At 37.7% G+C, this 25,241-nt stretch carries 20 protein-coding genes; all 20 read right to left on the bottom strand.

The features are described 5' to 3' along the window. Window positions 1–782: 782 nt before the first annotated feature. The 20 genes from DV942_RS16605 to DV942_RS16510 all read right to left on the bottom strand — a co-directional run bounded on the left by DV942_RS16605 (window position 783) and on the right by DV942_RS16510 (window position 25,222). Entirely contained in the window at window positions 783–1,595 is an 813-nt protein-coding gene (locus DV942_RS16605) for a DUF4302 domain-containing protein (RefSeq protein WP_145859363.1), read from the bottom strand. A gap of 10 nt (window positions 1,596–1,605) precedes the next feature. After that, window positions 1,606–2,499: a zinc-binding metallopeptidase gene (locus DV942_RS16600; RefSeq protein ID WP_145859360.1), complete on the bottom strand. Its 894-nt coding sequence runs from the start codon at window positions 2,497–2,499 to the stop codon at window positions 1,606–1,608. Between the two features lie 2 nt (window positions 2,500–2,501). Beyond that, window positions 2,502–4,085: a RagB/SusD family nutrient uptake outer membrane protein gene (locus DV942_RS16595; RefSeq protein ID WP_145859358.1), complete on the bottom strand. Its 1,584-nt coding sequence runs from the start codon at window positions 4,083–4,085 to the stop codon at window positions 2,502–2,504. 15 nt (window positions 4,086–4,100) lie between these two features. Next, the gene (locus DV942_RS16590) at window positions 4,101–7,670 is read right to left on the bottom strand and encodes a SusC/RagA family TonB-linked outer membrane protein (protein WP_145859356.1); all 3,570 of its coding nucleotides are present in this window, start codon (window positions 7,668–7,670) and stop codon (window positions 4,101–4,103) included. A 334-nt stretch (window positions 7,671–8,004) separates the two neighbouring features. Beyond that, a complete protein-coding gene (locus tag DV942_RS16585) occupies window positions 8,005–9,165 on the bottom strand; it encodes a FecR family protein (protein WP_145859355.1) in 1,161 nt (386 codons plus the stop codon). A gap of 62 nt (window positions 9,166–9,227) precedes the next feature. Continuing rightward, on the bottom strand, window positions 9,228–9,827 hold the full coding sequence (locus DV942_RS16580) for an RNA polymerase sigma factor (RefSeq protein ID WP_145859352.1): 600 nt from the start codon (window positions 9,825–9,827) through the stop codon (window positions 9,228–9,230). Between the two features lie 217 nt (window positions 9,828–10,044). After that, complete coding sequence (locus DV942_RS16575) at window positions 10,045–10,587, bottom strand: DUF420 domain-containing protein (RefSeq protein ID WP_145859349.1); 543 nt, start codon at window positions 10,585–10,587, stop codon at window positions 10,045–10,047. Between the two features lie 83 nt (window positions 10,588–10,670). Further along, window positions 10,671–11,366: an SCO family protein gene (locus tag DV942_RS16570; protein ID WP_145859345.1), complete on the bottom strand. Its 696-nt coding sequence runs from the start codon at window positions 11,364–11,366 to the stop codon at window positions 10,671–10,673. Continuing rightward, on the bottom strand, window positions 11,366–11,719 hold the full coding sequence (locus DV942_RS16565) for a cytochrome C oxidase subunit IV family protein (protein WP_145859341.1): 354 nt from the start codon (window positions 11,717–11,719) through the stop codon (window positions 11,366–11,368). Before DV942_RS16565 ends, DV942_RS16570 begins: the two co-directional genes overlap by 1 nt. Window positions 11,720–11,743: 24 nt before the next feature. After that, entirely contained in the window at window positions 11,744–12,451 is a 708-nt protein-coding gene (locus tag DV942_RS16560; protein WP_145859339.1) for a cytochrome c oxidase subunit 3, read from the bottom strand. 31 nt (window positions 12,452–12,482) lie between these two features. Continuing rightward, window positions 12,483–13,049, bottom strand: coding sequence for a cytochrome c oxidase subunit 3 (locus DV942_RS16555; RefSeq protein ID WP_145859337.1), 567 nt, complete (start codon window positions 13,047–13,049; stop codon window positions 12,483–12,485). A gap of 15 nt (window positions 13,050–13,064) precedes the next feature. Further along, window positions 13,065–13,973 carry a heme o synthase gene (gene cyoE, locus DV942_RS16550; protein ID WP_145859335.1) on the bottom strand — a complete coding sequence of 303 codons (909 nt, stop codon included), beginning with the start codon at window positions 13,971–13,973 and terminating at the stop codon, window positions 13,065–13,067. Between the two features lie 12 nt (window positions 13,974–13,985). Beyond that, entirely contained in the window at window positions 13,986–15,044 is a 1,059-nt protein-coding gene (locus tag DV942_RS16545; RefSeq protein ID WP_145859333.1) for a COX15/CtaA family protein, read from the bottom strand. 80 nt (window positions 15,045–15,124) lie between these two features. After that, window positions 15,125–17,005 (bottom strand): cytochrome c oxidase subunit I, encoded by a 1,881-nt coding sequence (locus tag DV942_RS16540; RefSeq protein WP_186462331.1) that lies wholly within the window; start codon window positions 17,003–17,005, stop codon window positions 15,125–15,127. Between the two features lie 23 nt (window positions 17,006–17,028). Continuing rightward, complete coding sequence (locus DV942_RS16535) at window positions 17,029–18,261, bottom strand: cytochrome c oxidase subunit II (protein ID WP_145859332.1); 1,233 nt, start codon at window positions 18,259–18,261, stop codon at window positions 17,029–17,031. Between the two features lie 69 nt (window positions 18,262–18,330). Continuing rightward, window positions 18,331–19,554: a quinol:cytochrome C oxidoreductase gene (locus tag DV942_RS16530; protein WP_145859329.1), complete on the bottom strand. Its 1,224-nt coding sequence runs from the start codon at window positions 19,552–19,554 to the stop codon at window positions 18,331–18,333. A 14-nt stretch (window positions 19,555–19,568) separates the two neighbouring features. Continuing rightward, window positions 19,569–20,174: a c-type cytochrome gene (locus DV942_RS16525; protein WP_090986762.1), complete on the bottom strand. Its 606-nt coding sequence runs from the start codon at window positions 20,172–20,174 to the stop codon at window positions 19,569–19,571. Continuing rightward, window positions 20,146–20,682 carry a DUF3341 domain-containing protein gene (locus tag DV942_RS16520; protein ID WP_145859325.1) on the bottom strand — a complete coding sequence of 179 codons (537 nt, stop codon included), beginning with the start codon at window positions 20,680–20,682 and terminating at the stop codon, window positions 20,146–20,148. Before DV942_RS16520 ends, DV942_RS16525 begins: the two co-directional genes overlap by 29 nt. 2 nt (window positions 20,683–20,684) lie before the next feature. Next, window positions 20,685–22,157: an NrfD/PsrC family molybdoenzyme membrane anchor subunit gene (gene nrfD / locus DV942_RS16515; RefSeq protein ID WP_090765459.1), complete on the bottom strand. Its 1,473-nt coding sequence runs from the start codon at window positions 22,155–22,157 to the stop codon at window positions 20,685–20,687. 26 nt (window positions 22,158–22,183) lie between these two features. Then, a complete protein-coding gene (locus DV942_RS16510) occupies window positions 22,184–25,222 on the bottom strand; it encodes a TAT-variant-translocated molybdopterin oxidoreductase (protein WP_145859320.1) in 3,039 nt (1,012 codons plus the stop codon). Between the last annotated feature and the right edge of the window lie 19 nt (window positions 25,223–25,241).

The raw sequence follows: 25,241 nt of genomic DNA, 5'->3' as shown, positions 1-25,241 counted from the left end.
ATTGTGCAAAATAAAATTTGCCTCAAATCTTTAATAGGATAAAAAAGGGCAATTCTCCAAATTGAAAATTGCCCTTTTTACATTCGAGTTTGGCCATTTTTGGTATTCTGCCAAATTAAATTCCGAGAAGGCTGTCTTGTTTTTATTTTTGAGACAGCCTCACTTTTAATCCATATTTTAACTTAAATAAAGTATTTTGTAAACCTGATTCACTTTCTGAATTATTTGGATTATAGAAAATTAGATTTATGGAAGCCACAACTATGTACTTTGAAGTTGACGAATTTACCACCCATTATTGTCTCTTCAAATGAGTGATTTTAGATACCCAAGCATTGCTGTATTCTCTACGGTTAAAAATATAATATAAATTCTCAAAAACTATTTTGCAATAGCTTGTCAAACTTTGCTTAGCATAATCATATTGCTGCTCATTATCCTGAAAACCTGTTTTACAGAGCGGTATAAATGAAACTCTTACATTTACTATGCTAAAGATTTTGATCTATTATAACAAGGGTGCAAAACCTATTAGGGATATAAAGAACAGTAAGGATTAACGAGTTGACGACAATAGAAGGAATAAACTAATAAAATAAGGATTGCAGGGAGCTGTCTTATAGAAAGAATAGTGCCCCCGAAAAATATCTGGGGAAAAGGTTCAACAGTAATCAGTATGTTTAATTCTTAATCAAAATTAACTCTTGGTATGATAAGAGTATTTCTAACTTACAAAAAAAGCCTCCGATAATTCCGGAGGCTTTGCTATAGAGGTTAATTTATTATAAAATAACCAATTTCAAGCTTTCATCAGCATTGGCATAATAACCATTTGGGTAATTAGCTGTTGCCTCTTTATAGGTTAATTGTTTAAAGGTAATGCCATCCACTGTATATTCCTTAAAACCGTCAAGTCCGGTATCCGTTGGCCTGAACGAATAGTTGTTGCTTCCTGCCAATAAACCGTTAAATACTCCCCAGGTTACCGCGGTAGTTTTACCTGCTGTGACAAAACGGAAGGAATTTGCATTGTAGAAGCGATTAAATGATGTTCTGTAATTGCTTATTAAGGCAGGTATAGTTGCCGCATTTCCAGGTACAGGCACCATAACCAGGGTGGTGTTTCTTTTTCTGCCTTTTAAGATAACAGAATCAGCATTAGCTTTTACCACCAGAAATTCTATATCACCTCCTAAGCCAACATCAGAAGGGCCTTGATTGCCATTCCGTGCGCCTGGTAAAGCAAAGTAATCCAAAACAGAATTATAGGTATCAAAAGTTAATATCGGCCCGGCACCAGGATATACCTTATAAGAACTGGTCACATTCCCTTCTATATAATCAGCCTGAATATTTACATCTATAGCAGAGGTAAAATTCACAAATAAATTAACGCCTCCGTACGGAGCACTAGCGCCTGGAAAATATTGAAAAATCCATCCGTTGGGTTTACTTCTTAAAATAGTTTGCGCATTAGCCACTGACTGATTCAACCGTACGGTTGGGCTTTCGTCGAAAACCCTGTCTTTTTTCTTGTCGCATGCCGCTAAAAACAGAAAACAGATAATAGTTAACAGATAATAGTTTCTTTTCATAATATCTCGATTATAATGAAGTTTGATTAAAATTAGGCAGATCGGCTATACGAGCCTGGATATTTGCCCTTAATACATCCATGTCAATTTTCCATACTGTTAGCATGTAATTTTTCACCAATATCAACTTATTGTTAATGATTGTTCTGCCAGCAGCGGTACTGCCTGTTGCGTTTAACCTGGCATCCCATTGAGCAGCCGATAAGGTTACGTAAAACGAATACAACTCCGCAAAATCTTCTTTGTCAGAACTACTTGCGTAAGGTGAAATGAAACCTGCTGCAATTGCTGCGCCATCATTAGCCCAGGCCGTTACCCAAACATCATCAACATACGAAGTTCCGGAAATTGTTCTAAAACTGCTTGGGAAATCGGTAGTTTGGTTTAGGATATGCTGAAACTCATGATGAATAGTGTGAAAATAACTATCAGTTAAAAAGTTTGCATTAACGCCGGTAGTAGCATTCAATCTGTTCACCTCATAAAGTGTAATTTTTCTGGCGCCTTCAGCTGTACCCAATATTTTAGTGCCATTATTTCTATAGGCAGCTTCACCGATATAGTTGATCAGTTTAGGAAAATAACCCTTGATAAAAGATTTTCCACCTGTCACAGCATCATAAGGTTCAAAACCTAAATATTTTAACAACTTGGTCATTCTGATTGAGCTTTCATAACTAGCCGGAACCAAGTTATAATTCTGGTCAGATTCTTTATCTACATATTTATACAAAACATCAATATTATAATCTAATACTAAATTACCGTAGATATAATTGTCCAATGCATTTTTTTCGATCGTCGAATCAACAAAAACACTATTTGGATCCAACTTTTCCTTTTTACAGCCGTTAGCTACTAACGTTCCTGCCAAAAGAAATAAATAAATTTTATTAAATTTCATGTCTATCTTGGATTAGAGGTTAAACCAGAAGTGATTACATCTTGAGGCAATTGTATTGCTCTTCTATTATCTCTTACTACTAACTTATTGTTGCTTATTGGACCAGGTACACCGGCAACAATTGTACGTCTGGTAACTTCTATACCATAACGTTTAACATCAAACCAGCGTAAACCAGTAAGTAAGGTCTCTATTCTTCTATAATACAATACAGCCTGAAGCATATTTTCCTGGGTACCAGCTTCAATGGTAAATTCAGCATTGAATTTTTTTCTAGGTGTCGAAGCTGTAGGTGTGGAATAGGCAAATGATGTAGCCCATGCATCAATCCTTTCCTGTGTTACAGGTAGAGATGAGGTAAAAGTATTGCCTACAAAAAGATTAATATCAGCTAAAGCTGCAGTATAATTTTTCAATTGAATATAAGCTTCGGCGCGGGTAAGCAAAGCTTCTTCTAAAGTAAAAGGTGCAAAAACACTATGCGTATAGCCAATACCAGCAACCGGATCGGTATATTCAAATTGATAGGAAACATGCGGCAATAACACTTTATCTAAATTTGCACCAGCATAACTATAGCTTCGAATGCGGTAACCCGGAGTACCTGTATAATTACCATGAGGTGTATTCTTTATTAAAATTGATTCATTACCCGCAATATAGGCGCCATGAGAGTACCTACTACCAGTATAATAATTACCAAAATTTAATGCTGCAGATGAAACAGGTGTGCTGATCAGAAAATTCGCCTTTATGCCACTTGAGTTATATTCTCTCGTGATATTAGCGAAGGTTGCACTAAAGGTAGAAATGTAAGTATAGTCGCGTAAGTAAGTAGATGGAGAATTGTTGAATGAAGCCGTAGCATAGTTTACCGCTTTAGCCCAATCGCCTTTATAAAGAAACAACCTTGCCGCAAAAGCATTTGCTGCCGATTTGTTAAAATGATATTTAGCAACATTGGAGTTTGAATAAGAAGCATCATTAATCAATGGAATCCCCTCTTCCAGATCTTTAACCATAAAGTCATAAACTTCAGCCACGGTATTGCGTTGATATTTAGGATCAAGGGTAGATTCTGGTTTAGTCATATAAGTTATGCCTAAATCTGTTGCCGATTTCGATGGTGAATAATGTTGCGCAAACATATTGACCAATATAAAATGACCGTATGCCCTTGCCACTAAGGCCTCTCCCCTTTGTGCAGCCAAACTTGCAGGGTTACCTTGCTCATTAATGGCATTTAGGGCGGCATTGGCACTGGCTATTGCGCCATAGCAACCACTCCATAACCTGTCAATACCATCATTATTTGTTTCAGTGATATCTTGCCAGTTAAATGCCTGAGTAGAAAACCGATCGTAGTATGGGTTTGATTCTCCATAATCGTCAACATTATCTGAAGATAATTCAGACACCAACACGTAAGAATTTGTTGGATATGCTGACACCAGCATTTTAGCTATTTTTTCTGTATTATTCAGCTCTGCCCTGTTATCTGGCAATTCATCCAGATATTTCTTACAAGAAGAAAAACCTGAAATAATAATTGCACTAAATGCGAGAAATAAATATTTATTTTTCATTGTAAGTTTCTTTTATTAAAATCCAACCCTTAAAGTTAAAGTATACTGTTTTGCTAGAGGCAGTGCTACACCACCTGCATTTACGAACTCAGGATCTTGGCCATTCAGGTTTTTATCCGCATAGATTAACCATAGATTAGTAGCATTTAAACGTAATGAAGCGGCATTTAGACCGATTCTCGACAACATTTTCTTATTAAAATCATAAGAAAGTGATATGTCTTTTAAACGAATGAAATCTCCCTTTGCAATATTTGCAGATGAATAATTATAAGAGTTATAAGCAATGCCATAATTACTGTTATTTCTGATATATCTGGTATCCAAAATAACAGGAACATTTGTTTTTAACTCATCTCCAGGCACAGTCCATGCATCATAAAATTCTCTTGTACTGGCATCAAGATCAGTATAACCCGTTTTGAAAGCCGGATTTAAGCGCACTACATTCCCATAAGAGTAGGTGACAAAAACGTTTAATTTAAATGCTTTGTAGCCGAAGATGTTCCCCAAACTTCCTAAATGGGTAGGTTCGGTAGTTCCTTCGTATTTTAAGAAACCTACATTATCTCTATTTTGAAGATATACTCCTGTCACGGTCTCACTGCCATCACTATTGGTAAAAATTGGCAATCCATCATTTTGTAATCTCACAAAAGGTATGGAGAATAAAGAACGGGCTGGATAGCCTTGTAAACCATAACCCGTACCGGTAATCAAGTCAATAACACGAGCGTTGTTTTCAGAATTAGTTACTTCATTCTGGTTGTGTGTATAGATAAAATTCGCGGTCCAAGAGAAATCGTTCTTTTTAAGTATTGTACCAGCTACACTTACCTCAATACCGCTCGATTTCATATCAGCTACGTTACCATACTTTGTAATCTCACCGCCCAATCCTTGTGTATTGATAATACCGATCAAGTCAAAGTTATTTCTTTTGTACCAGTCTACATCAACTGCTAATCTATTTTTAAACAGGCTGAAACTGGTACCAAGGTTTAACTCATGTTTTTTCTCAAAGGTAAGTTCAGAGTTTTCTAAAGTATTGATTTCTAAACCTGTTTCCCTATCAGCAGCAGTTGGTCTCCAAGGATTGTAACTACTGTAAATGGCTTTTGAGTTCGTTACATAACTCGGACCCCTATCAGCTGATAAACCATATGAACCTTTGAATGATAAACTCGAAAACGGTGTATTTAAATTTTGAAAGAATTTTTCTTCCATAACGTTCCACAATCCGGATACACTCCAGGTTGGCAACCATCTTGCTGAAGTTGACCTACCTAATCTGTTACTTCCTTCGTATCTTCCCGTTGCTTTAACAGTATACTTTCTATCGTAAGTATAGGCCGCCTCACCGAAGAAAGCCACCTCCTTACTTCTCGTATTACCTACAGTATAGTAATTGGTATTTTCTTCTGAAGCTCGTTTAAATACACGATAATCTGTAAAAGGAATTTCACCTAAATCATATTGTAATCCCCAACCTCTAAAGAAATTATTATTTCTATAAATTTCACTTATAGTAGATCCACCAACGATATCGATATTATGCTTATCGGCAAAAGTTTCATTATACTGAGTAATAAAACGGAAATCGTTACTGGTAAGCTTATTATCTACACGGTTGTAAATACCTCCTGAAGGTAGGATTGAGACAGGCACAGCATATAAGATACTTGGATCCGTATACAAATACGGATTGTTGTCCCTAATGATAGTAGTCCCCATTGCCCGGTAGGCCGATGCCTGGTTTGAGCTATCTTTAATATAATGTTGTTGTGATGTTTGGTTGTACCTTGTTGAAGCAAGAAAACTAAAGTTTAAAGTTTTTAGTGCTTTCCAGCTCAATTCTCCTTGAAACTTAACATCAGCTACATTAACATCCATATAATTATTTTCCAATTCATGCAAGATGTTAAATGGAGCATAGTTTCTGGTATAGAAAGTATTCGGATCCAATGTTCTTGACGTATTTAAAGCGTAAGAATATGGGTTAATATCGAACTGACGACCTACGGTTCCAAAAACCACATCGGTAGATTGGCCTAAGGTTCCCGGAGCTCTCTGATCTCTATATGATCCGTTTGACAAGAGCGTTAATTTTAGATTATTACGCAGGTTATATGTAGCATTAAAATTTGCAGTATATCTTTTCACCTTGCTTTGCTTAGTCCAGCCAGGATCGTAAACTGCACTTAGAGATGAATAGTATTGTGCCTTTTCTGTTCCTGATGACATGCTGATGGAGTGATTTTGCATCACGCTATTATTAAATAGCAAATCAAACCAATCCGTATTTCTATATTCTGCCTCTCGTAGATAAGCATTTTTGGCAGCTTCGGTATTTTGAAGTTGACCAGAGTTGATGAGCTGGTACATTTTACCATACACTCCACTGTTTGACGCGTTGGATACGCTTGAGTTATTTAACCAACCTCTTTGCTCCAGCATCTGATAAACCCCCATTTGTTCCTGAGAGTTCATGATGTTAAAGTTATCATAAGAGAACTTAGAGCGAGTGGTCAGTTCTGATACATAATTAAAGCTATTTACGCCGACCCTACCTCTTTTAGTGGTAATTACAATCACACCGCCTTTTCCTTTAGCGCCATAAATTGATGTTGCTGCACCATCTTTTAAGATCTGGAAACTTTCAATATCATTTGAGTTTAAGCCGCCAACAGCAGAGCTAATCAGTGTCAGTGCATCTCCAGATGATAAATCATCAGAACTGATATCGGCAACATCTTCCAGGATTACTCCATCTACAACCCAAAGTGGTTTTGAACTTCCATAAATAGAACTTGCTCCACGAATTCTAATTTTTGGAGCGGTACCGAATGTACCTGTTGTATTTTGAACGGTTACACCAGCAACACGTCCATCAAGCATCCTGCTCGGATCAGGCAAACCACCTATTTCAGCATCCGATACTTTAACATTTGAAGTAGCACCTGTAAATGTTCTTTTATCTACAGTAGTTCCCATACCTGTTACTACAACTTCATTTAACTGAGCTGCATCTTCTTCCAATGTAACATTGATATTGGTTCTGCCATTTAGTGCTACCTCAATGGTTTGGTAGCCAATGTAGCTAAAAACCAAAGTTGCACGGTCACCTACATTAATACTATATTCGCCTGCTGAATTAGTTGAGACACCATTTGTTGCCCCCTTCTCTTTTACACTTACACCAGGCAGTTCATTACCATTTTTGTCCCTTACTTTACCCGTTACCCTAACTTGAGAGAAATAATCAACAACCTTACTAAATAACGACTTCTGTACAGGTGTAATCAGGATAGTTTTATCTTCTATTGTATAAGTAAGATCCATTCCTGAAATAATTTTACCCATTACTTCTTCAATAGTTGCATTATTGAAGTTGGCGTTAATTGTTGTGGTACTTTTTATCTTATTTGTAGATAATAATACATCGTAACCAGACTGCTGTCTGATTTCCCTGAACATTTTTTCTAATGTTACATTTTTTTCTTTCAATGTAACCAGCTGGCCGAATGAAGCTGCACTTACCTGCATTAACGAGGCCAGCAGAACAACCGTAATTAACTTCATCATGAGTAGCAATTTAGGTATGTAGCGTCGATGCGTACATAAAATTTTAATATAAATTTTGTACATTTAATAGTCTGTTTGGGCGAAGCGCAATGAAGTTTGGACGCTAAAGAGCGATTCGCGGTTATCCAAGAAATAATTTAATTTTGAGTCAGTTCCGTTTTACGGAATAGCTAAACAGATATAAAGGGGTGTTAGAAGCACTCCTTTTTTTATTCAGCCAGCATGTCAGGAGGTTTGTCGAAGTTTATTCATTAATTGTTAGGTTAGGTTGATTAATTTATTAGTTGATTTATTTTTTGAGATCAAGGTTAGTTATGCCTTAATCTTCTTATCGTCATTCTTTATATACAAATAATTTATTGCCTTTAATATCAAATCGCACTTCTCCTGTTTGCTCAAACTTGGTCAACATCTTTGATATTTTTTCGAAACGGTTTACTGTACCGTAATACATTACATTCTTAGCTTCAGGATCAACATATTCTATTTCTACATTATACCAGCGGGCCACCTTGCGTAAAATGCTTACCTGCTTTTCGTTGTTAAACATGAAATAGCCCTTTTTCCAGGCAACTGCTTCATCAACATCTACTTCTTTTACATCCATTCCGGAAAGGGTTACAAGCGATTGCTCTCCAGGCTTAAGCACCTCACTTTCATTGGTATTTTTATGAGAAACCCGCACACTACCTTCCAATAAAGTAGTTTTGGTAACGCTTTCATCTCTATAGCTATTGATGTTAAAATGAGTACCCAACACCTCAACAGTCTGTTTATCGGTTTCTACAATAAAAGGATGTGTTGCATTTTTAGCTACTTCGAAATAAGCTTCACCATCCAATTTCACTACACGCTGTTTTGCGGTACCAATGTTTAATGGGTATTGCAGTGAAGAGGCCGCATTTAGCCAAACTGTAGAACCATCCGGTAATTTGATTTGCCACTCACCTCCGTTTGGCGTAGAAATGGTATTTAACCGATCATCGTTTGTATTTTCAGATTCGGCAATATTATAAACCAGCTGGCCATCGTCCGTTTTGGTGATGGAGAAACCGGCTTCTTTTACGATATCTCCCTTTATTGCATCTGAAAGGGAGATTTTCCTGCCATCAGCCAAAGTAAGAATAGCTTTATTTTTTCCAGGGGCTATATCCGTGGTAAAAACATGTTCTTTCTTTTTATGCAGAGATATGTAGGCCGTTAAAGAAAATACAACAAATACCACGGCAGCAGCAGCCCATTTTAAACTACTCATTAAAATCCGCTTAGTCGACCGCATTGGCTTATCTACTTTCAGAATTTTATCGAGAACCGGATTCCATTTTTCATCATCAACATTAACGGCATGTTCTTCCTCTGAGATAATCATTTTCACGATTTCGTCAGAAATTAATGACGTGTCGTTTTCTACTAAAACTAAAAGTTCCTCCTTTTCGGTCTGACTTAAGGTCTTAGCAGTAAACTGTTGTAATAGATAATGTATACGTTCTTCCATAAAGATGCTGATACTAAGAAGCAGCAAAAGAAAATTAGGACTATCGGAATATTATTTTTTTTCTATTTTATTTTTAAAAAGAAAAAAACAATTGGATAAAAAAATACTATACCATGCTGCTCTAGGTGGGTACGTATAGATTTTAATGCGATTACAAGGGCATTTTTAACTGTATTGGGAGAAATATTAAGTATTTCCGCTATTTCAGGGATAGTTTTACCGTCGCGTCTGCTCAACTGGTATATATTTTTCCTTTGCTCAGGTAATTTATCTATAGCAACTGCAACAATCCTCGTTACCTCATTTAAATTGATGGTTTCTACCGTATTGTTATGACTGTTTAATTGTTTGGCTGTAAATGCATCAACAACCCGATCTTCTTTTAATTTTTTACGCAGGTAACTTAAACATTCGTTAGAAACATATTTATACAGATAGGCCTTTACATTCTCTACTTCCGCCAATTTATCGCGATTTAGCCAGACCCTTAAAAATGCATCCTGAATAATTTCTTCTGCAGCATCATCTGATTTTGTAAATTTAGAGGCAAAAATGTGAAGTACAGGAAGGTATTTGAAGAACAAAACAGAAAATGCTTGCTCGTCTCCTTCCACGATTTTATCAATCAGGGCGCGCTCTTTATCCACATTACTTACCGCCATAAATTTGTTTGTTAACTGCCCCGTAATTATACCACAAGACTTAACTGATAGATGAATAGATATGGAAAACTAAATTGATTTAGCTTAACCACAATACAACTTTATAACCAAATATACAGATTAGTAAATTTTGTGCACTAAAAAATGTATTAAAAAAATAAAAGCCTTACTTTTTACAGTAAGGCTTCACTTGGAGTTTGAAAGGCTCCTAAAGCGATTAGTATTGGTAATAAGGCGAAATCATCAAATAAACCACCACACCAGTTATAGCAACATAAAGCCATAGTGGAAATGTAACCCGTGCAATTTTTCTATGACGATCGAAACGCTCGGCCAAAGCCCTTACATAAGTAACCAAAACCAAAGGAATGATAGCAATTGACAATAATATATGGGTTAACAAAATAAAAAAGTAAAGATATTTTATCGTTCCCTCACCTCCAAATTTAGTTGAGGGTGTAGTCATGTGATAGGCAATATACATCACCAAAAATAATAAAGAGCAGCCTATGGCTGTTTTCATTAAATTTTGGTGTAATTGTACCTTTCCATTTTTTATCGCCCAAACGGCAATCACTAACACTACCGCGGTAATTCCGTTAATAGTAGCATATATTGGTGGCAAAAAAGGCAGGGTAGGCGCATCAATACCAAGATCTTTGAGCTTTACCACAAATAGAAAAGCTACGGCTACCGGTATAAAAATAGAAAGGATAATGATCCACTTGCTATATTTTTTCTCGATCGGACTATTTTCCATGAATATTAAATCTTTTATAATTATTATTTTGCTTTGTGTAGAGCGTTCGAACGCTAAGTGCTAAATACTAATCGCCAACCTTACTATCTGCCATCTTTAACATTTCTTAAGTACTCGGCAATAAGCACTTTTATTTCATCTTCTAATTTGGCATTTGCCTCAGCACTATCAGTATCGTAAATGCCACGTATTCGATGCAGGTTATCGATTAAAACTATTTTATTACTAAATATGAAGCTGTTTTCTCCTTTGTACTCATTGGCTACCACATCGAGCAATAAACCTTGCCTGATCAATGGATAAATTTGCGCGGTATCTCCTGCCAAAAGATCCCATTTACCTTCTTTGGCCTTAAAATTTGCAGCAAAATCTTTCAGCTTATTTACATCGGCAGGATCGACAGACAGACTTATAAATTTAACCAGAGGTTTTTGCTCATAGCCGTCAGATAGTTGCTTGATGTACTTATTCGCCTGCTGGCTTCTGGCCCCGGCATAGAATAAGTTGAGTACTACAATTTTATTCTCAAATGATTTCCAGCTGACGGTATCGTCATGCTGGTTGATAAGTTTAAAATCGGGAACCAGATGATAAATGGTATCCGGAATTTTCTTTCCTTTTACGCTGTGAAAGGTAGTAGCTACCGTCTTTTTGCCGAAGATGGGTAAACTCTTATACCTATTTTTTGCAAAGTGTGGCAATAAGTAAAAAAACAAAAATCCCGGTATAGCTAAAATGCTTACCAGGATTAATACCTTTTTTATAGGGCTTCTTTTCATTAATGGCTCATCATGTGGATGTTTAAGAATCCACCTTCAATTAACATCAAAACAATAAAGTAAATAATGAAAATGAACGATACTGTTAGGGCTAACTGTAAGCCTAATTTTTCATATTTTAAGTGCATGAAATAGGCCACAATATAAAATGCTTTTACCAAAGTTAATGCGATATAGATATAGTTACCTATATGTTGCGGAATATGTCCGCCAGGAATTGCCCATAGTGCAATGATAAATTCGATTGCGGTAATTAAAGTTAAAATACCTGCTACTTTCCAGATTTTTGCTTTATCCATTCCAGCATGTCCGCCATGCTCGTGTCCTTCTTCTAAATGCGAATGTTGTGACATGTTAAATATTTTTATAAATTAAAATTAAACCAAATAGAAGAATGTAAATACAAACACCCATACTAAATCTACAAAGTGCCAGTATAAACCCACTTTTTCAACCATTAAATAATGGCCTCTTTTTTCGAAAGTTCCGTTAATCGTCATAATCAAAATGATCACATTAATCATAACCCCACTAAATACGTGGAAACCGTGGAAACCGGTAATGGTAAAGAATAAGTTTGCAAACTGCTGAGCAGCAACCAAGGAAACAGGCCCATCAAATAAATGTTTCAATTCTTCAGCCGATGGAATAGTTCCCCACCAGAAACCTTCATGGTGCAGGTGACTCCATTCTAAAGCCTGGCAGCCCAGGAACATGAAACCAAAGATAATGGTAGCTACAAGCCATCCAATTACTTCTTTTTTTACGCGACGGTGTCCAGCCTCAACTGCCATAACCATGGTTACAGAACTTAAGATCAGGATAAAAGTCATGATACCCACGAATACTAATGGAGCACCTGTATCTTTAATACCAGGTATAGACTGGAAAACCAAATCAGGATCTGGCCATGTTAATTTAGAAAAACGCTGAGCGCCGTAGTAGATCAATAAAGATGAAAAAGTAAAAGCATCTGATAAAAGGAAAAACCACATCATGATTTTACCATATTCTACCGACCACGGAGAACGACCACCATTCCATGGCCCGGTTTTAACTTGATCTAATTGTGATACTGCATTCATTTGGAAATAGTATAATAGTTTGTTAACAAATTTAACGGTTCAAAAGTAAAAAAACATACAGATATATCCATAATATATCTATAAAATGCCAAAAAATAGAAGCGATTTCCATTCTATACTGAACTTTGGCAACAGGCAGGCTTTTATAGCTACCGGCTAAAGCACTTATAATAAGGCCAACACCTGCAATAATGTGCAAAAGGTGCATTCCAGATACGACATAAATAAATGATATTGCGGCATTGTTTCCTACCAAAGTTGCTCCGGTTCTCACCATACTTCCCCAGGCATTGAACTGCATCACACCAAAAGCAACAGCTAATATTACGGTAATCCAAAGCATGTTACGCTGTAAGCTGAAATTCAGTTTCTTTAAAGCCCTGGAGGCGAGCACCAAGGCAATACTGCTGGCTACAATAACCAAACTCGAATAAATAAAGGCGTCAGGCAATATCAAACCGTGTCCCTTGCCTTTTGAGGCGGCAAATACCAGGTAATAACTGGTAAAACCACCAAACATAATTGTTGATGATACGACAAATAACCAAACGATAAATTTTCTTGGTTTTGGGTCAAACGTATCCTGCATCTTTTCCATTGTTAGCACCATAAATTATTTTGCTATAAAATTTAATAATAAACCCAACTGTACCGCCGGGATGTAAAAAAAAGAACAGAACATTACTTTCCTGGCATCTGCCAGTTCTCTGCTCCTTAAAAGTTTAAAAGCCAACCAGCTAAAAATGAGTCCGGCAATCAGGGATAAACCAGCAATGTAATAACCGCCAAAACCATAAATGGTTGGCAATAAACTTACCGGAATTAAAATCAGCGTACTTAAAAAAGTTAAAAGTGCTGTTAATTTATCTCTTTTTTTAGTAGGTAATAGCCTGAAACCCGCTTTCTTGTAATCATCATCCAAAACCCAGGCAATTGCCCAGAAGTGAGGGAACTGCCATACAAACTGTATCAAAAACAAAATAACAGCAATGTAATAGTCAATTTCATGAAACATTTCAGCCTTTAGGCTCCCAAATGCAGCAAGATAACCAATAAGTGGCGGTAAAGCCCCTGGAATAGCGCCCACAAAAACAGCAACTGGCGATTTTCTCTTCAATGGCGTATACGCAAAAGCATATAACAAAATTGAAAATACCGACAACAAGCCTGTTTCCAGATTTAAGTGCCCCAATAGCCAGGTACCTGAAAATGCCATAAAAACGCCCAAAATCAATCCCTGTCCGGTGGTCATTCTGCCTGCCGGCATCGGGCGGTCTTTGGTTCTAAACATTAATTTATCCAGATCTTTTTCAATAATCTCGTTAAAGCAATTTGCAGCAGCGGTTACCAAAAAACCACCAGCAATTAATATTAACCAGTTGCCCCAATCAATACTCGGGATATGGCCTCTGCCTACCTGCATTTTCTGCCCGATCAAAAAAGAAATCGATGCCGAAAACACCACCGTAAACGATAGCCTGAATTTGATAAGTTTAGAAAAATCTGAAAGATATTGCTTCAATTTTCTTAAATATTATTGTTTATATGTACTTGTTCTGTAAACCAGTAAGTACAAATAAAACTGTAAACTAAACAACAGCGTAGAGAACAAAATGTGCAGTGCCTGCGCTGCTGGTGGAAAAGCAATATATGCTAAAGCTAAACCACATAATAATTGAACAAAGAGCGTAACTAAAATAAACTTGGCCGTTAGCAATGGAGCCGCTTTACCACTAAAACGGTCAATAACCATTTTATAAACCACACCGTTGGTAATTACCACCAAAATGGCCAAATCACGATGATAAGAAAAAATATGTCCCACCTTCGAAATCCATGTTGCCTTCTCACTATAGCCTAAAGATTTCGCGATTACATCTATTGCCTCCCTTACATCGGTGCCCAAAATAATCTGAACAATGCTCACTGCAAGTGTGAAGAACAAAAAGCCTTTAAGCCATAATATTTTATACATAATTACCGAAGGTGCTTTATTGAGCTGTTTTGCGTAATTATACGTATATATTGAGATGGCCAATATCACCAATGCTAAAAGCATGTGTACGGTTACCACCCATTGTGCCAGATTGGTTGATACTACAATAGATCCCAGCCAGGCCTGATAGCCCACAACAAAAATATTGAGTACACTCAGTACAATGATGCGTTTAGCCGTTTTCCGATAGGTAAAAGAATAAATAGCAGTAAGCAATAGAAAGATGCCTGCAGCTACGCCTACTAAGCGGTTCAGGTACTCTGTCCACGTTTTGGCTGGATTAAATTCTTCTGGTATAGTTATACTTTTATCATTCCTGATGCTATCAGCAAGGGCAACTTTGCCTATACTTTCCAGGTATTTAGCGAATTTTTCATTCTTCTTCAAGCGGCCAGCTACATATTTCTCCTTATAATTGGCAGGAAGTTGAGATACATCAGTTGGCGGAATGTAACGGTCGAAACATTTTGGCCAATCCGGACACCCCATGCCAGATCCGGTACTACGTACAATACCTCCGGCAAGTACAACCAATAGCGTGACTATAATGGTTATAAGATTAATGTTAATGAAACGCTGTTCTGATCTGCTGACCATATATCTATAAGATGAAAAGGGTATCCGGATAAGCAGAAACTTAATCAGATACCCCTTTGAAATTTTATTTAAAGCTTAAACTATCCCTTGTTTTCTGTAACAGGATTAGCTAATTCCCAATCTTGCTGAATTTTTTCCGCTTCCTCATTTCCTTCAAAATCATGAGGTAAGTTAGAGCTCATCGTTTGAGAGAAAGGAACAGTTTGTGGAATAAAATCTGCGTCATGTCCTGGTTTGCTATAATCATATGGCCATCTGTAAACCGTTGGGATTTCACCTGGCCAGTTACCATGTAAGTGTTCAACAGGTGCAGTCCATTCTAAAGTATTCGCTTCCCAAGGATTTTGAGGGGCTACTTTTCCTTTAAAGATGGAGTAAAAGAAGTTAAATAGGAACGCTACCTGAGCCAGAGCCGCCATAATAGCTGCCCAGGTTACAAATACGTTAACAGTTAACCATTTCTTCATAAATTCAAACTCGGTAAACGCATAGTAACGACGTGGTACCCCATCTAAACCTAAGAAGTGAAGTGGAAAGAACACCAGGTAAGCTGCAATGAAAGTTAACCAGAAATGTAAGTATCCCAATTTAGCATTCATCATTCTACCGAACATTCTAGGAAACCAGTGATAAACACCTGCAAGCATACCAAAAATTGCTGCAGATCCCATTACCAGGTGGAAGTGGGCAACAACAAAATAAGTATCGTGTAAGTTAATATCCAAAGAAGCATTTCCTAAGAAGATACCTGTTAAACCACCAGAGATAAAGAATGAAACTAAACCAATAGCGAATAACATGGCCGGCGTAAAACGGATATTACCTCTCCATAATGTAGCCAGATAGTTAAATGTTTTTACTGCAGATGGTACCGCAATGATTAACGTAGTAATCATAAATACACCTCCCAATAATGGATTCATACCCGTTACAAACATGTGGTGACCCCAAACGATGAATGATAATACGGTAATACCGATTAGTGAGTAAACCATTGCATGGTAACCAAAAATTGGCTTACGTGCATTTACTGAAATCACTTCAGATGAGATACCCAATGCCGGCATAATTACGATATAAACCTCAGGGTGACCTAAAAACCAGAATAAGTGTTGCCATAAGATTGGTGAACCACCTTCATTTGGTAAAATATCAGTACCCATTACGATATCTGATAAATAGAAACTGGTACCGAAGCTGCGATCAAATACCATTAACACTACACCAGCTACAAGAACCGGGAAAGATAGGATACCTAAAATTGCGGTTAAGAAGAAAGCCCAGATCGGTAATGGCATTTTCCAAAGATCCATCCCTTTAGTACGCATATTTAAAATCGTACTTACGTAGTTAATACCACCCATTAAAGATGAAGCTACGAAAAGCACCATACTAATTAACCACAAAGTCATACCCAAGCCTGAACCTGGCATAGCCTTAGCTACAACAGATAATGGCGGATAAACCGTCCAACCACCTGATGCTGGTCCCGTTTGAATGAAGAATGATGACATCATGATCACACAAGCCATAAAGAAGAACCAGTAAGACAACATGTTCAAGAATGGTGAGGCCATATCTCTTGCACCTATCTGAAGTGGGATTAATAAGTTACTAAACGTTCCACTTAAACCAGCTGTAAGTACAAAAAATACCATAATGGTCCCATGAATGGTAACCAAAGCCAGATAAAAGTCGGGCTTTATACGACCGCCTTCAGCCCATTTGCCTAAGAAAGTTTCTAAGAAAGGGAAGTTTTGATCTGGCCATGCCAATTGGATACGGAATAGGATTGATAAGCCCATTGCAATTACCGCCATGATAATACCGGTAATCAAAAATTGCTTGGCAATCATTTTATGATCCATACTAAAGATATACTTTGAAATCAAAGTCTCTTTATGATGCCCATGATCAGCGTGATCGTGATTGTGTTCGTCGTGTAATGCTATTGTTGACATAATTCGTTCGCTCCTGCTTAATATTATTTATTTAAAGCCATTTGGTTAGTTTTTACAGCTGCTGAATCTTTAGCTGCTGAATCTGCTTCTGATTTTACAGGTGCAGGTGCCACTGGCAAATTAAATTGTTTTCTTAAATCGTCATTTAAGTATGTTTTCTGTTCTGCAATCCAGGTTTTGTATTCAGCCTCTGATACTACACGAACAACTTTTTGCATGTTATAATGACCAGATCCACAGATTTTTGCACATAAGAAAAGGTAATTAAAATTCGGATCGTTGGTTTCCTGCTGCATTTCTGCAGTCGTTTTTGTAGGCGTAAATTCAAAAACCGTTCTCATACCCGGTACGGTATTTAACTGTACCCTGAAGTGTGGCATATAAAAACTGTGAATTACATCTTTACTCGTCAAAATAAGTTTAACTGATTTGCCCACAGGAAGCACCATCTCATCTGCCATTTCATCATCACGAGAATTAACATCTTTAAAATCAATACCCAATGTATTGGTTGCTGTAGTTAACTTATAATTCTTTTTACCTACAATTCCGTCAGCCCCAGGATAGCGGATAGACCATTTGAACTGCTCAGAAGTAACCTCAATCTGCAATGGCTTGTTATTTGGATCCTCAACTTTGAAGAAAATAGATCTCCAGGTTAAGAAACCCATTAAAACCAAAACAGTTAATACTAAAGCCGGAACAATGGTCCAGATTTTTTCGATGGTATTATTGTGTGGATAGTAGTAAGCTTTTCTCTTTGCAGAATATTTATAGATGTAAGAAAATCCGAACAACAGGATGTGTGTTGCTATGAAAACGATTGTGGTAATGATTAATGTTAAATTAAACATTCTGTCAATTTTCTTTCCATGCTCAGATGCAGCATCAGGAAGTAACATTGATCCATGTACCGTATATTCCCAATATACCCCATATAAACCGATCACAAGAAATAATGCAAACAAACTTGCATGTACCCTGTTCCAGTTGATACCAACAGGTTTACCTTGTGCTTCGCGGCTTAACTCATATACTTTTATTGCTTTACCAATAATAGCAATGAATAAGCATACCGCAAGGAAAACCAGAATATAAAATATTACCGATTTATAAACCTCGCCCATATCAACTTTCGGTGCCGCGGCAGCACCTGCTGCTGCATCTTGCGCAAATACGCTAGTGTTTGCAAAAGCAGTAATCAATACTGCCAAAGCTGCGGTCGTTTTATTCGTTATAAACTTTCTTAAACTCATTTTCTTAAAAGTAGTACGCTGTACTGCTAATTATAATAATAATTAAATATTTGCTCTATCTTATCATCACTAAAGCTGATGATGCAAACTTTCTTGTAATAATGGGTGATTCTTCGCAATTAAAGGCTTTTTGCTTAATGATGATAAAACCGTAAAGGTAAACAATCCTACGAAACCTAATGCAATACCGATTTCTACAATTCCAAAACCATTATGACCATCTTCAACCGCACCTGGCATAATCATCTGGTAATAATCTACCCAATGACCTAACAATACCACGATAGAAACGAATAATAATTTGGCATCTGTTCTTTTGTTATCTCTATCCATTAATAATAATACAGGCGCTAAGAAATTCATGGCCAGGTTTAAGAAAAACCAGAACTTATAATATTCAAAACGTTTATAGAAATATACAGTCTCCTCAGGCATATTTGCATAGTAAATCAATAGGAATTGAGCAAACCATACATAAGTCCAGAAGATAGAGAAGCCAAAAATAAACTGGCCTAAGTTATGCAAGTGGCTATTGTTAACCCATTGCATATAACCAGCTCTTCTTAATAAGATCAGGATAACAGCAATAGTTGCCAAACTACTTACCCACATTGCAGCGAAGTTATACCAGCCAAACATGGTAGAGAACCAGTGTGCCTCTAAAGACATAATGCTATCAAAAGCAAATACCGGGGTAGTAAAACCGTAAATTACCAGGAAGATACAAGCATTTTTGAAGCTTTTTCTGTATGAATTTAAACCGCCTGCCAAGTCTTCATTGTAAGAAAACTTAACAAACATGATCGAAAATATACTGTAAACACCTAAGAATACCACTTGGCGGCCTAAGAAAAAAGGCACATTTAAGAATACCGATTTACCTGCAATAATAGCATCATAATTAGGGCTGTTCTGATCGGTTAAACCTTCAGCATGCCAGTGGTGATATAAATTGTGCGAGTATAATCCTGCCGAAATAACCACTACAAGTATTACAGCCGCTATAGGCAAAGTTTTGGCCATAGCTTGTGGTACACGTAAAATTGATGCAGACCATCCTGCCTGCGCTACATATTGAACAGCCAGGAAAAACGTACCAGACATACAAACGCATGCAAAGTAATATGCCATAAGCAACAGGTTAGCAAAAGTACGCTCATGCATTACTTTATCGCCCGCCAAAAAACCGAACAATACAGCCGCAATACCGATAACGATACCAACAATGCTTAACGTTTTTACTTTCCCTGTAAACTCAAACTGTTCACTAAAATTAATATTGTGAGTTCCCATTTATATTTGCTTTACTATTGTCCTTTTTGTAATTGTTGAACATACATCACCACTTTCCAACGATCTGTTGGTGAGATTTGCGAAGCATGCGAGCCCATGTTATTTACACCGTATGTGATGGTATGATAAATTTTACCTGCGGTAAGATCAACCATGTTACCACCTCTGGATGATGAACCGGTTTGATAAGCAGGTACACCACTAAATTTCTCAATTTTAACCAGGTGTCCCTGTCCATCACCTTTATCTCCGTGGCAAGGGCTACAGAAAACGGTAAATAAGTGTTTACCCTGGGCCAAATTAACAGTATCAACTGGTAAAGGATTTACCATACTCACTCCTGCTGCTTCATATCCTTCTTTAGTATTAGGATACTCATCATATTCAGTAAAACCTACCGGCTTGGTATGTGCAGGTGGTAACTGAGCTGTTTTACCATCCTTAAAATTTTTGTTTGGCTGATCCGGATTGTAAGCAATCGGATCATACATGTTTCTGGCATATTCTAAGCCAGTACTGCGTTTATCTTTACAAGCAGAAAAGGTAGCTGCAAAAGCGATAGCTAAAAACGCTGTGTAAACAAATTTATTCTTATTCATAGCTAATGTACTTCCTTTCATTATACTTTATTTCTAAAGCACCTGCATCTTTTAATAATCCATCAATTACAGTATGCGCTGCATTATCTTTTGCATCAACTGCAATAACAAAGCGATCATCAGTAGCACGTAGATCCATCACTCTTGGTGCTCTTCCTGGAAATAAGTGAGTAGATGCATAATAAGTTAACACCATACCGAAAGCACAGAATAATACTGTAAGCTCGAACATTATCGGAATAAAATCCGGTAACGCGAATGATGGTTTACCACCTATGTTTACTCTCCAGTCGATTACCGCGCAGAAATAAATCAAAGCAAATGCACAGCAGGTACCGGTAATACCAAAGCAAAATGCCGCGATATCGATTCTAGATCTTTTAATTCCTAATTTGGCTTCTATTCCGTGTATAGGCATCGGTGTATATACATCATAAATACTGATGTTATTCTCCTGAAGCTTTTCGATGCCATGCATCATTTCGTCAGGATCGCCAAAGCTGCCTAAAATATATTTGATATCACTCATTGTTATATTTTTGCGTAATCTTCTTGTTTAACACTATCAAATTTTTCTAAAGACTCTATGTACTCTGCTACATATTCTTTATTCTCATGCCCTTCTTTAATCTGTTTCATTTTAGCTTGCTCACTCGCAGATTTTAATAATAATTTAACCTCTGCAATAGCGATTGACGGCAATACCCTTAAGAACAATAAGAATAAGGTGAAGAATAATCCAATTGAACCAACGAATACACTGATATCAACCCAGGTTGGATAGAACATGGCCCAGCTTGACGGAATATAATCGCGGTGTAGGGAAGTAACGATAATTACAAAACGCTCAAACCACATACCTACGTTTACCACGATCGATAAAATCCAGGTTGCTTTGATGCTTAAGCGGATTTTCTTGAACCATAATAATTGTGGAGAGATTACGTTACAAGTCATCATCATCCAGTACGACCACCAGTAAGGACCGGTAGATCTGTTGATAAATGCATATTGCTCGTACTCTGAACCTGAATACCATGCGATAAAGAACTCGGTTAAATAAGCTACACCTACAATTGATCCGGTTAAGATGATGATTTTATTCATCGACTCGATGTGGAACATGGTGATGTAATTCTCTAAGCCCAGCACTTTACGTGCAACCAATAATAGGGTTAATACCATCGCGAATCCGGAGAAAATCGCACCTGCCACGAAGTATGGAGGGAAGATGGTGGTGTGCCATCCTGGTATTACGGATGTTGCAAAGTCCATTGATACAATGGTGTGTACTGAAAGCACAAGTGGTGTAGAAATACCGGCTAAGATTAAAGACACCGCTTCAAAACGTTGCCAGGTTTTAACACTTCCACTCCATCCAAAAGAAAAGATAGAATAGATTTTTCTACGGGTACCAACGGCACGGTCGCGGATGGTTGCGATATCTGGTAATAAACCGGTGTACCAGAATAATAATGATACAGAGAAGTATGTCGAGATCGCAAACATATCCCATACCAGTGGTGAGTTAAAGTTTACCCAAAGTGATCCAAATTGATTTGGTAAAGGTAAAACCCAATAAGCTAACCAAGGACGGCCCATGTGAGACACGACATAAGTTGCGGCACAGATTACGGCGAAAATAGTCATCGCCTCTGCCGAACGGTTGATGGAGTTACGCCAGTTCTGACGGAAAAGTAAAAGTACTGCTGAAATTAGTGTTCCGGCGTGACCGATACCTACCCACCATACGAAACCGGTGATATCCCATGCCCAACCAACTGTTTTATTTAAGCCCCATGCACCGATACCATTCCAAAAGGTGTAACTAACAGCTACCACCCAAAGTAAAGCACCCAATGCTGAAACGATGAAACCAATCCACCAAGCCTTATTTGGCTTATTTTCTACCGGCATCAAAATATCATCCGTAATTTTTGCGTACGTGATATTATCGCCGGTAATTAATGGTTCTCTAAGTATTGATTCGTTATGTCCTGACATAATTTGTATTTTCTATATACTAAAGCTTACGCTTGTACTGTTGTATCTGTATTTCTAATTTTTGTCATGTAGCCGATACCCGGTTTCACATTGATCTCTTCCAATACGTAGTAGATACGCTCAGAACGTAATGCTTTTGAAACCTCTGAATTTGGATCGTTTGCATCTCCAAATACAATCGCATTTGCTGAACAAGCTTCCTGACAAGCCATTTTAATATCGCCATCTTTTAATGGACGTTTCTCCAGTTTAGCTTGCAATTTGCCACCTTGTATACGTTGAATACACATTGAGCATTTTTCCATTACCCCTCTTGAACGTGTAGTTACATCAGGGTTTAAAACCAATTGGGTAAACTCGTTATTTAAATAGTTATCGAAACGTGAATCGTTCCAGTAGTTAAACCAGTTGAAACGACGTACTTTGTATGGACAGTTATTTGCACAGTAACGTGTACCTACGCAACGGTTATAAGCCATATGGTTTAAACCATCACTTGAGTGTACAGTAGCTAATACCGGACAAACCGTTTCGCAAGGTGCATGATCACAGTGTTGGCACAACATTGGTTGGTGAACCACCGAAACATGATCTAAGTCTTCTAACTTAGCAATCTCTTTCTCTTTGGTTACATCACCATTCTTGGTTTCATAACTGTAATAACGATCGATACGGATCCAGTGCATTTCACGACGACGGCGAACCTCATCACGCCCTACAACAGGGATGTTGTTTTCTACGTTACAGGCAACAATACAAGAACCACAACCTGTACAAGCATTCAAATCGATTGCCATTACCCAGTTGTTACCTGGCTTTTCGTATTGATCCCAAAGATCGTAATTTTTATGCTCGCCTTTTTCGTTACCCGCACCGGCATTTTTTAAGTATGCTGCAAAAGTAGCTTCTTTAATTACCGCACGGCCTTCGAAAGAGTGGTGAGTTTGGGTTTGTGCAAGCTCGTAGTAACCACCTGTTGGGGTAATGGTTACGTTTGTAGCATATTGCATAGTTCCATTTACAAAAGATACAAATGGGAAAGCATTTTTACCAACATCGTTACCAGCTTTACCTGCTTTGGTACGGCCGTAACCTAATGCGATAGATGCAGTTCCCTGTGCTTGTCCTGGCTGGATCAATACCGGAAGATCTACAGAATATCCGTTACTTCCTTTAACAGAAACTACGTCAAACTCTTTAACTTTTAATTTCTCTGCAGTTTTAGGTGCCAAGGCAACAAAGTTATCCCAGGTTACTTTAGATACCGGATCTGGCAATTCTTGTAAAAATGCGTTATTGGCATTTTTACCATCGCGCATCGGTACATTTTCGTAAACCTGTAACTCAATCTGGTCACCACCTTTAAAGGCTTTGCTGCTATTCGCAATTGAAGTAGCAACCTGAGCTAAAGATTGTGTGAATGAATAAGCACCAGCAGGTTTAGCGGCTGAAGTAACCACACCTTTTTCTAAAACCTCTTCCCATTTCAAACCAACAGCTGGTAACATTTTAGCTTCCCAGTTGCTGCGTACAAACTGATAGTAGTCTTTAACAGGAGCATCAGCCCAGGTTAATAAACTTTCTTCAGCCTGGCGGCTGTTGAAAACAGGGTTGATTGTTGGCTGAACGATAGAATAATATCCTTCGTAAGCATTTGCATCACCCCATGATTCTAAATAGTTATGGTTAATGGCAATAGCATCACAAGCCGTAGCCGTTTCATCTGCACGATCTGAGAATGAAATTTTAGCAGGAACCTTAGCTAACGCATCAGTAAATGCTTTTGCATTTGGAGCATCATAAACCGGATTAGTGTTTAAGAATAACACAGCTCCAACTTCGCCGCGGTTCATTTCAGCAACCAGGCCACTAAATTCGGCATCGTTACCTGCATATAAATAACAAGGGTTATCTAAATCAATGGTAGTACCATAACTTCCGATAGCGGCGTTAATGGCATTTACTAATATCTGAGTAGAAACATCGTTCGAACCACAAACCACAAGGCCTTTACCTTTAGCTTGTACCAATTCTTTAGCTACCAGTTTAATTACTTTATCAGCAGTAGCATTGTTACCCAATGTTCCGCCTGGTAAAGCATTACCTGTAATTGCATTATATAAAGCAATCAAAGCAGGTCCTTCTTCCGATAATTTAACCGGAACACGGGTATCTGCATTGGTACCTGTTAAGCTCATTCCACTTTCGAACTGAATGTGGCGGCTCATTTTTTTATTTTCTAACGATTTGTAGTTACGGTTAGCCGTATATTGAGCAGTAAACTCCTCTCCGCTAATCCAGGTACCCAAGAAATCTGCACCGAAACTTACAATTAAATCAGCCTTATCAAAATTATACTTAGGTAAAACTGCTTTACCGAAACTATTCTGGTTGGCCTGGATCATACCGGTATAAGATACAGCATCATACTGTACCAGTTTAGTTGCAGGGTATTTTGCAATAAACTGTGCAATCACCGCATTGGTCGACGGGCTGTTTACGGTTGATGATACCAAACGGATTTTTTTGCCACCAGCCTGTGCTTTTGCCAACTCGCCTTTTACAAAACTGTCGATTTTTGCCCAGGTCGTTTCTTCAACTCTTCCATCTTTTACTAAAGCTGGTGCTTTTAGTTTAGATACATCATATAAATCTAAAACCGACGCCTGCGCTCTCGCATCTGTACCACGGAAAAATTGACCTGCATTTGGGTTTGGTTCAATTTTAATTGGGCGGCCCTCTCTGGTTTTAACTAAAATACTCTGGCCATTAAAGCTCGAAGTATAATAGTTAGGAATACCTGGAGTAACCTCTTCAGGTTTTACCAGGTAAGGAATAGATTTATGAACAGGAGCAGTTTGACAGGCTGCTAAAGTTACAGCACCTAAACCAAAACCTAACGCCTTTAAAAAGTCGCGGCGTGGGGTAACGGTACTTAACCCTGCTTCATTTAAAACATCTTCTATTGGAAGTGGCTCGGCGAATTCGTTTTTGTTATTTTTAACAAAATCGGGTGTATTGTTATACTCCTCTAAGCCTTTCCAGTATTTTTTGTTGCTTTCCATTTAAGCTATATTACTGTTT

It is taken from the genome of Pedobacter suwonensis (assembly GCF_007833675.1).
Classification (GTDB): domain Bacteria; phylum Bacteroidota; class Bacteroidia; order Sphingobacteriales; family Sphingobacteriaceae; genus Pedobacter; species Pedobacter suwonensis.
The sequence above is the reverse complement of the archived record's forward strand: the minus strand, read 5'-3'. Positions and strand labels throughout refer to the sequence as shown.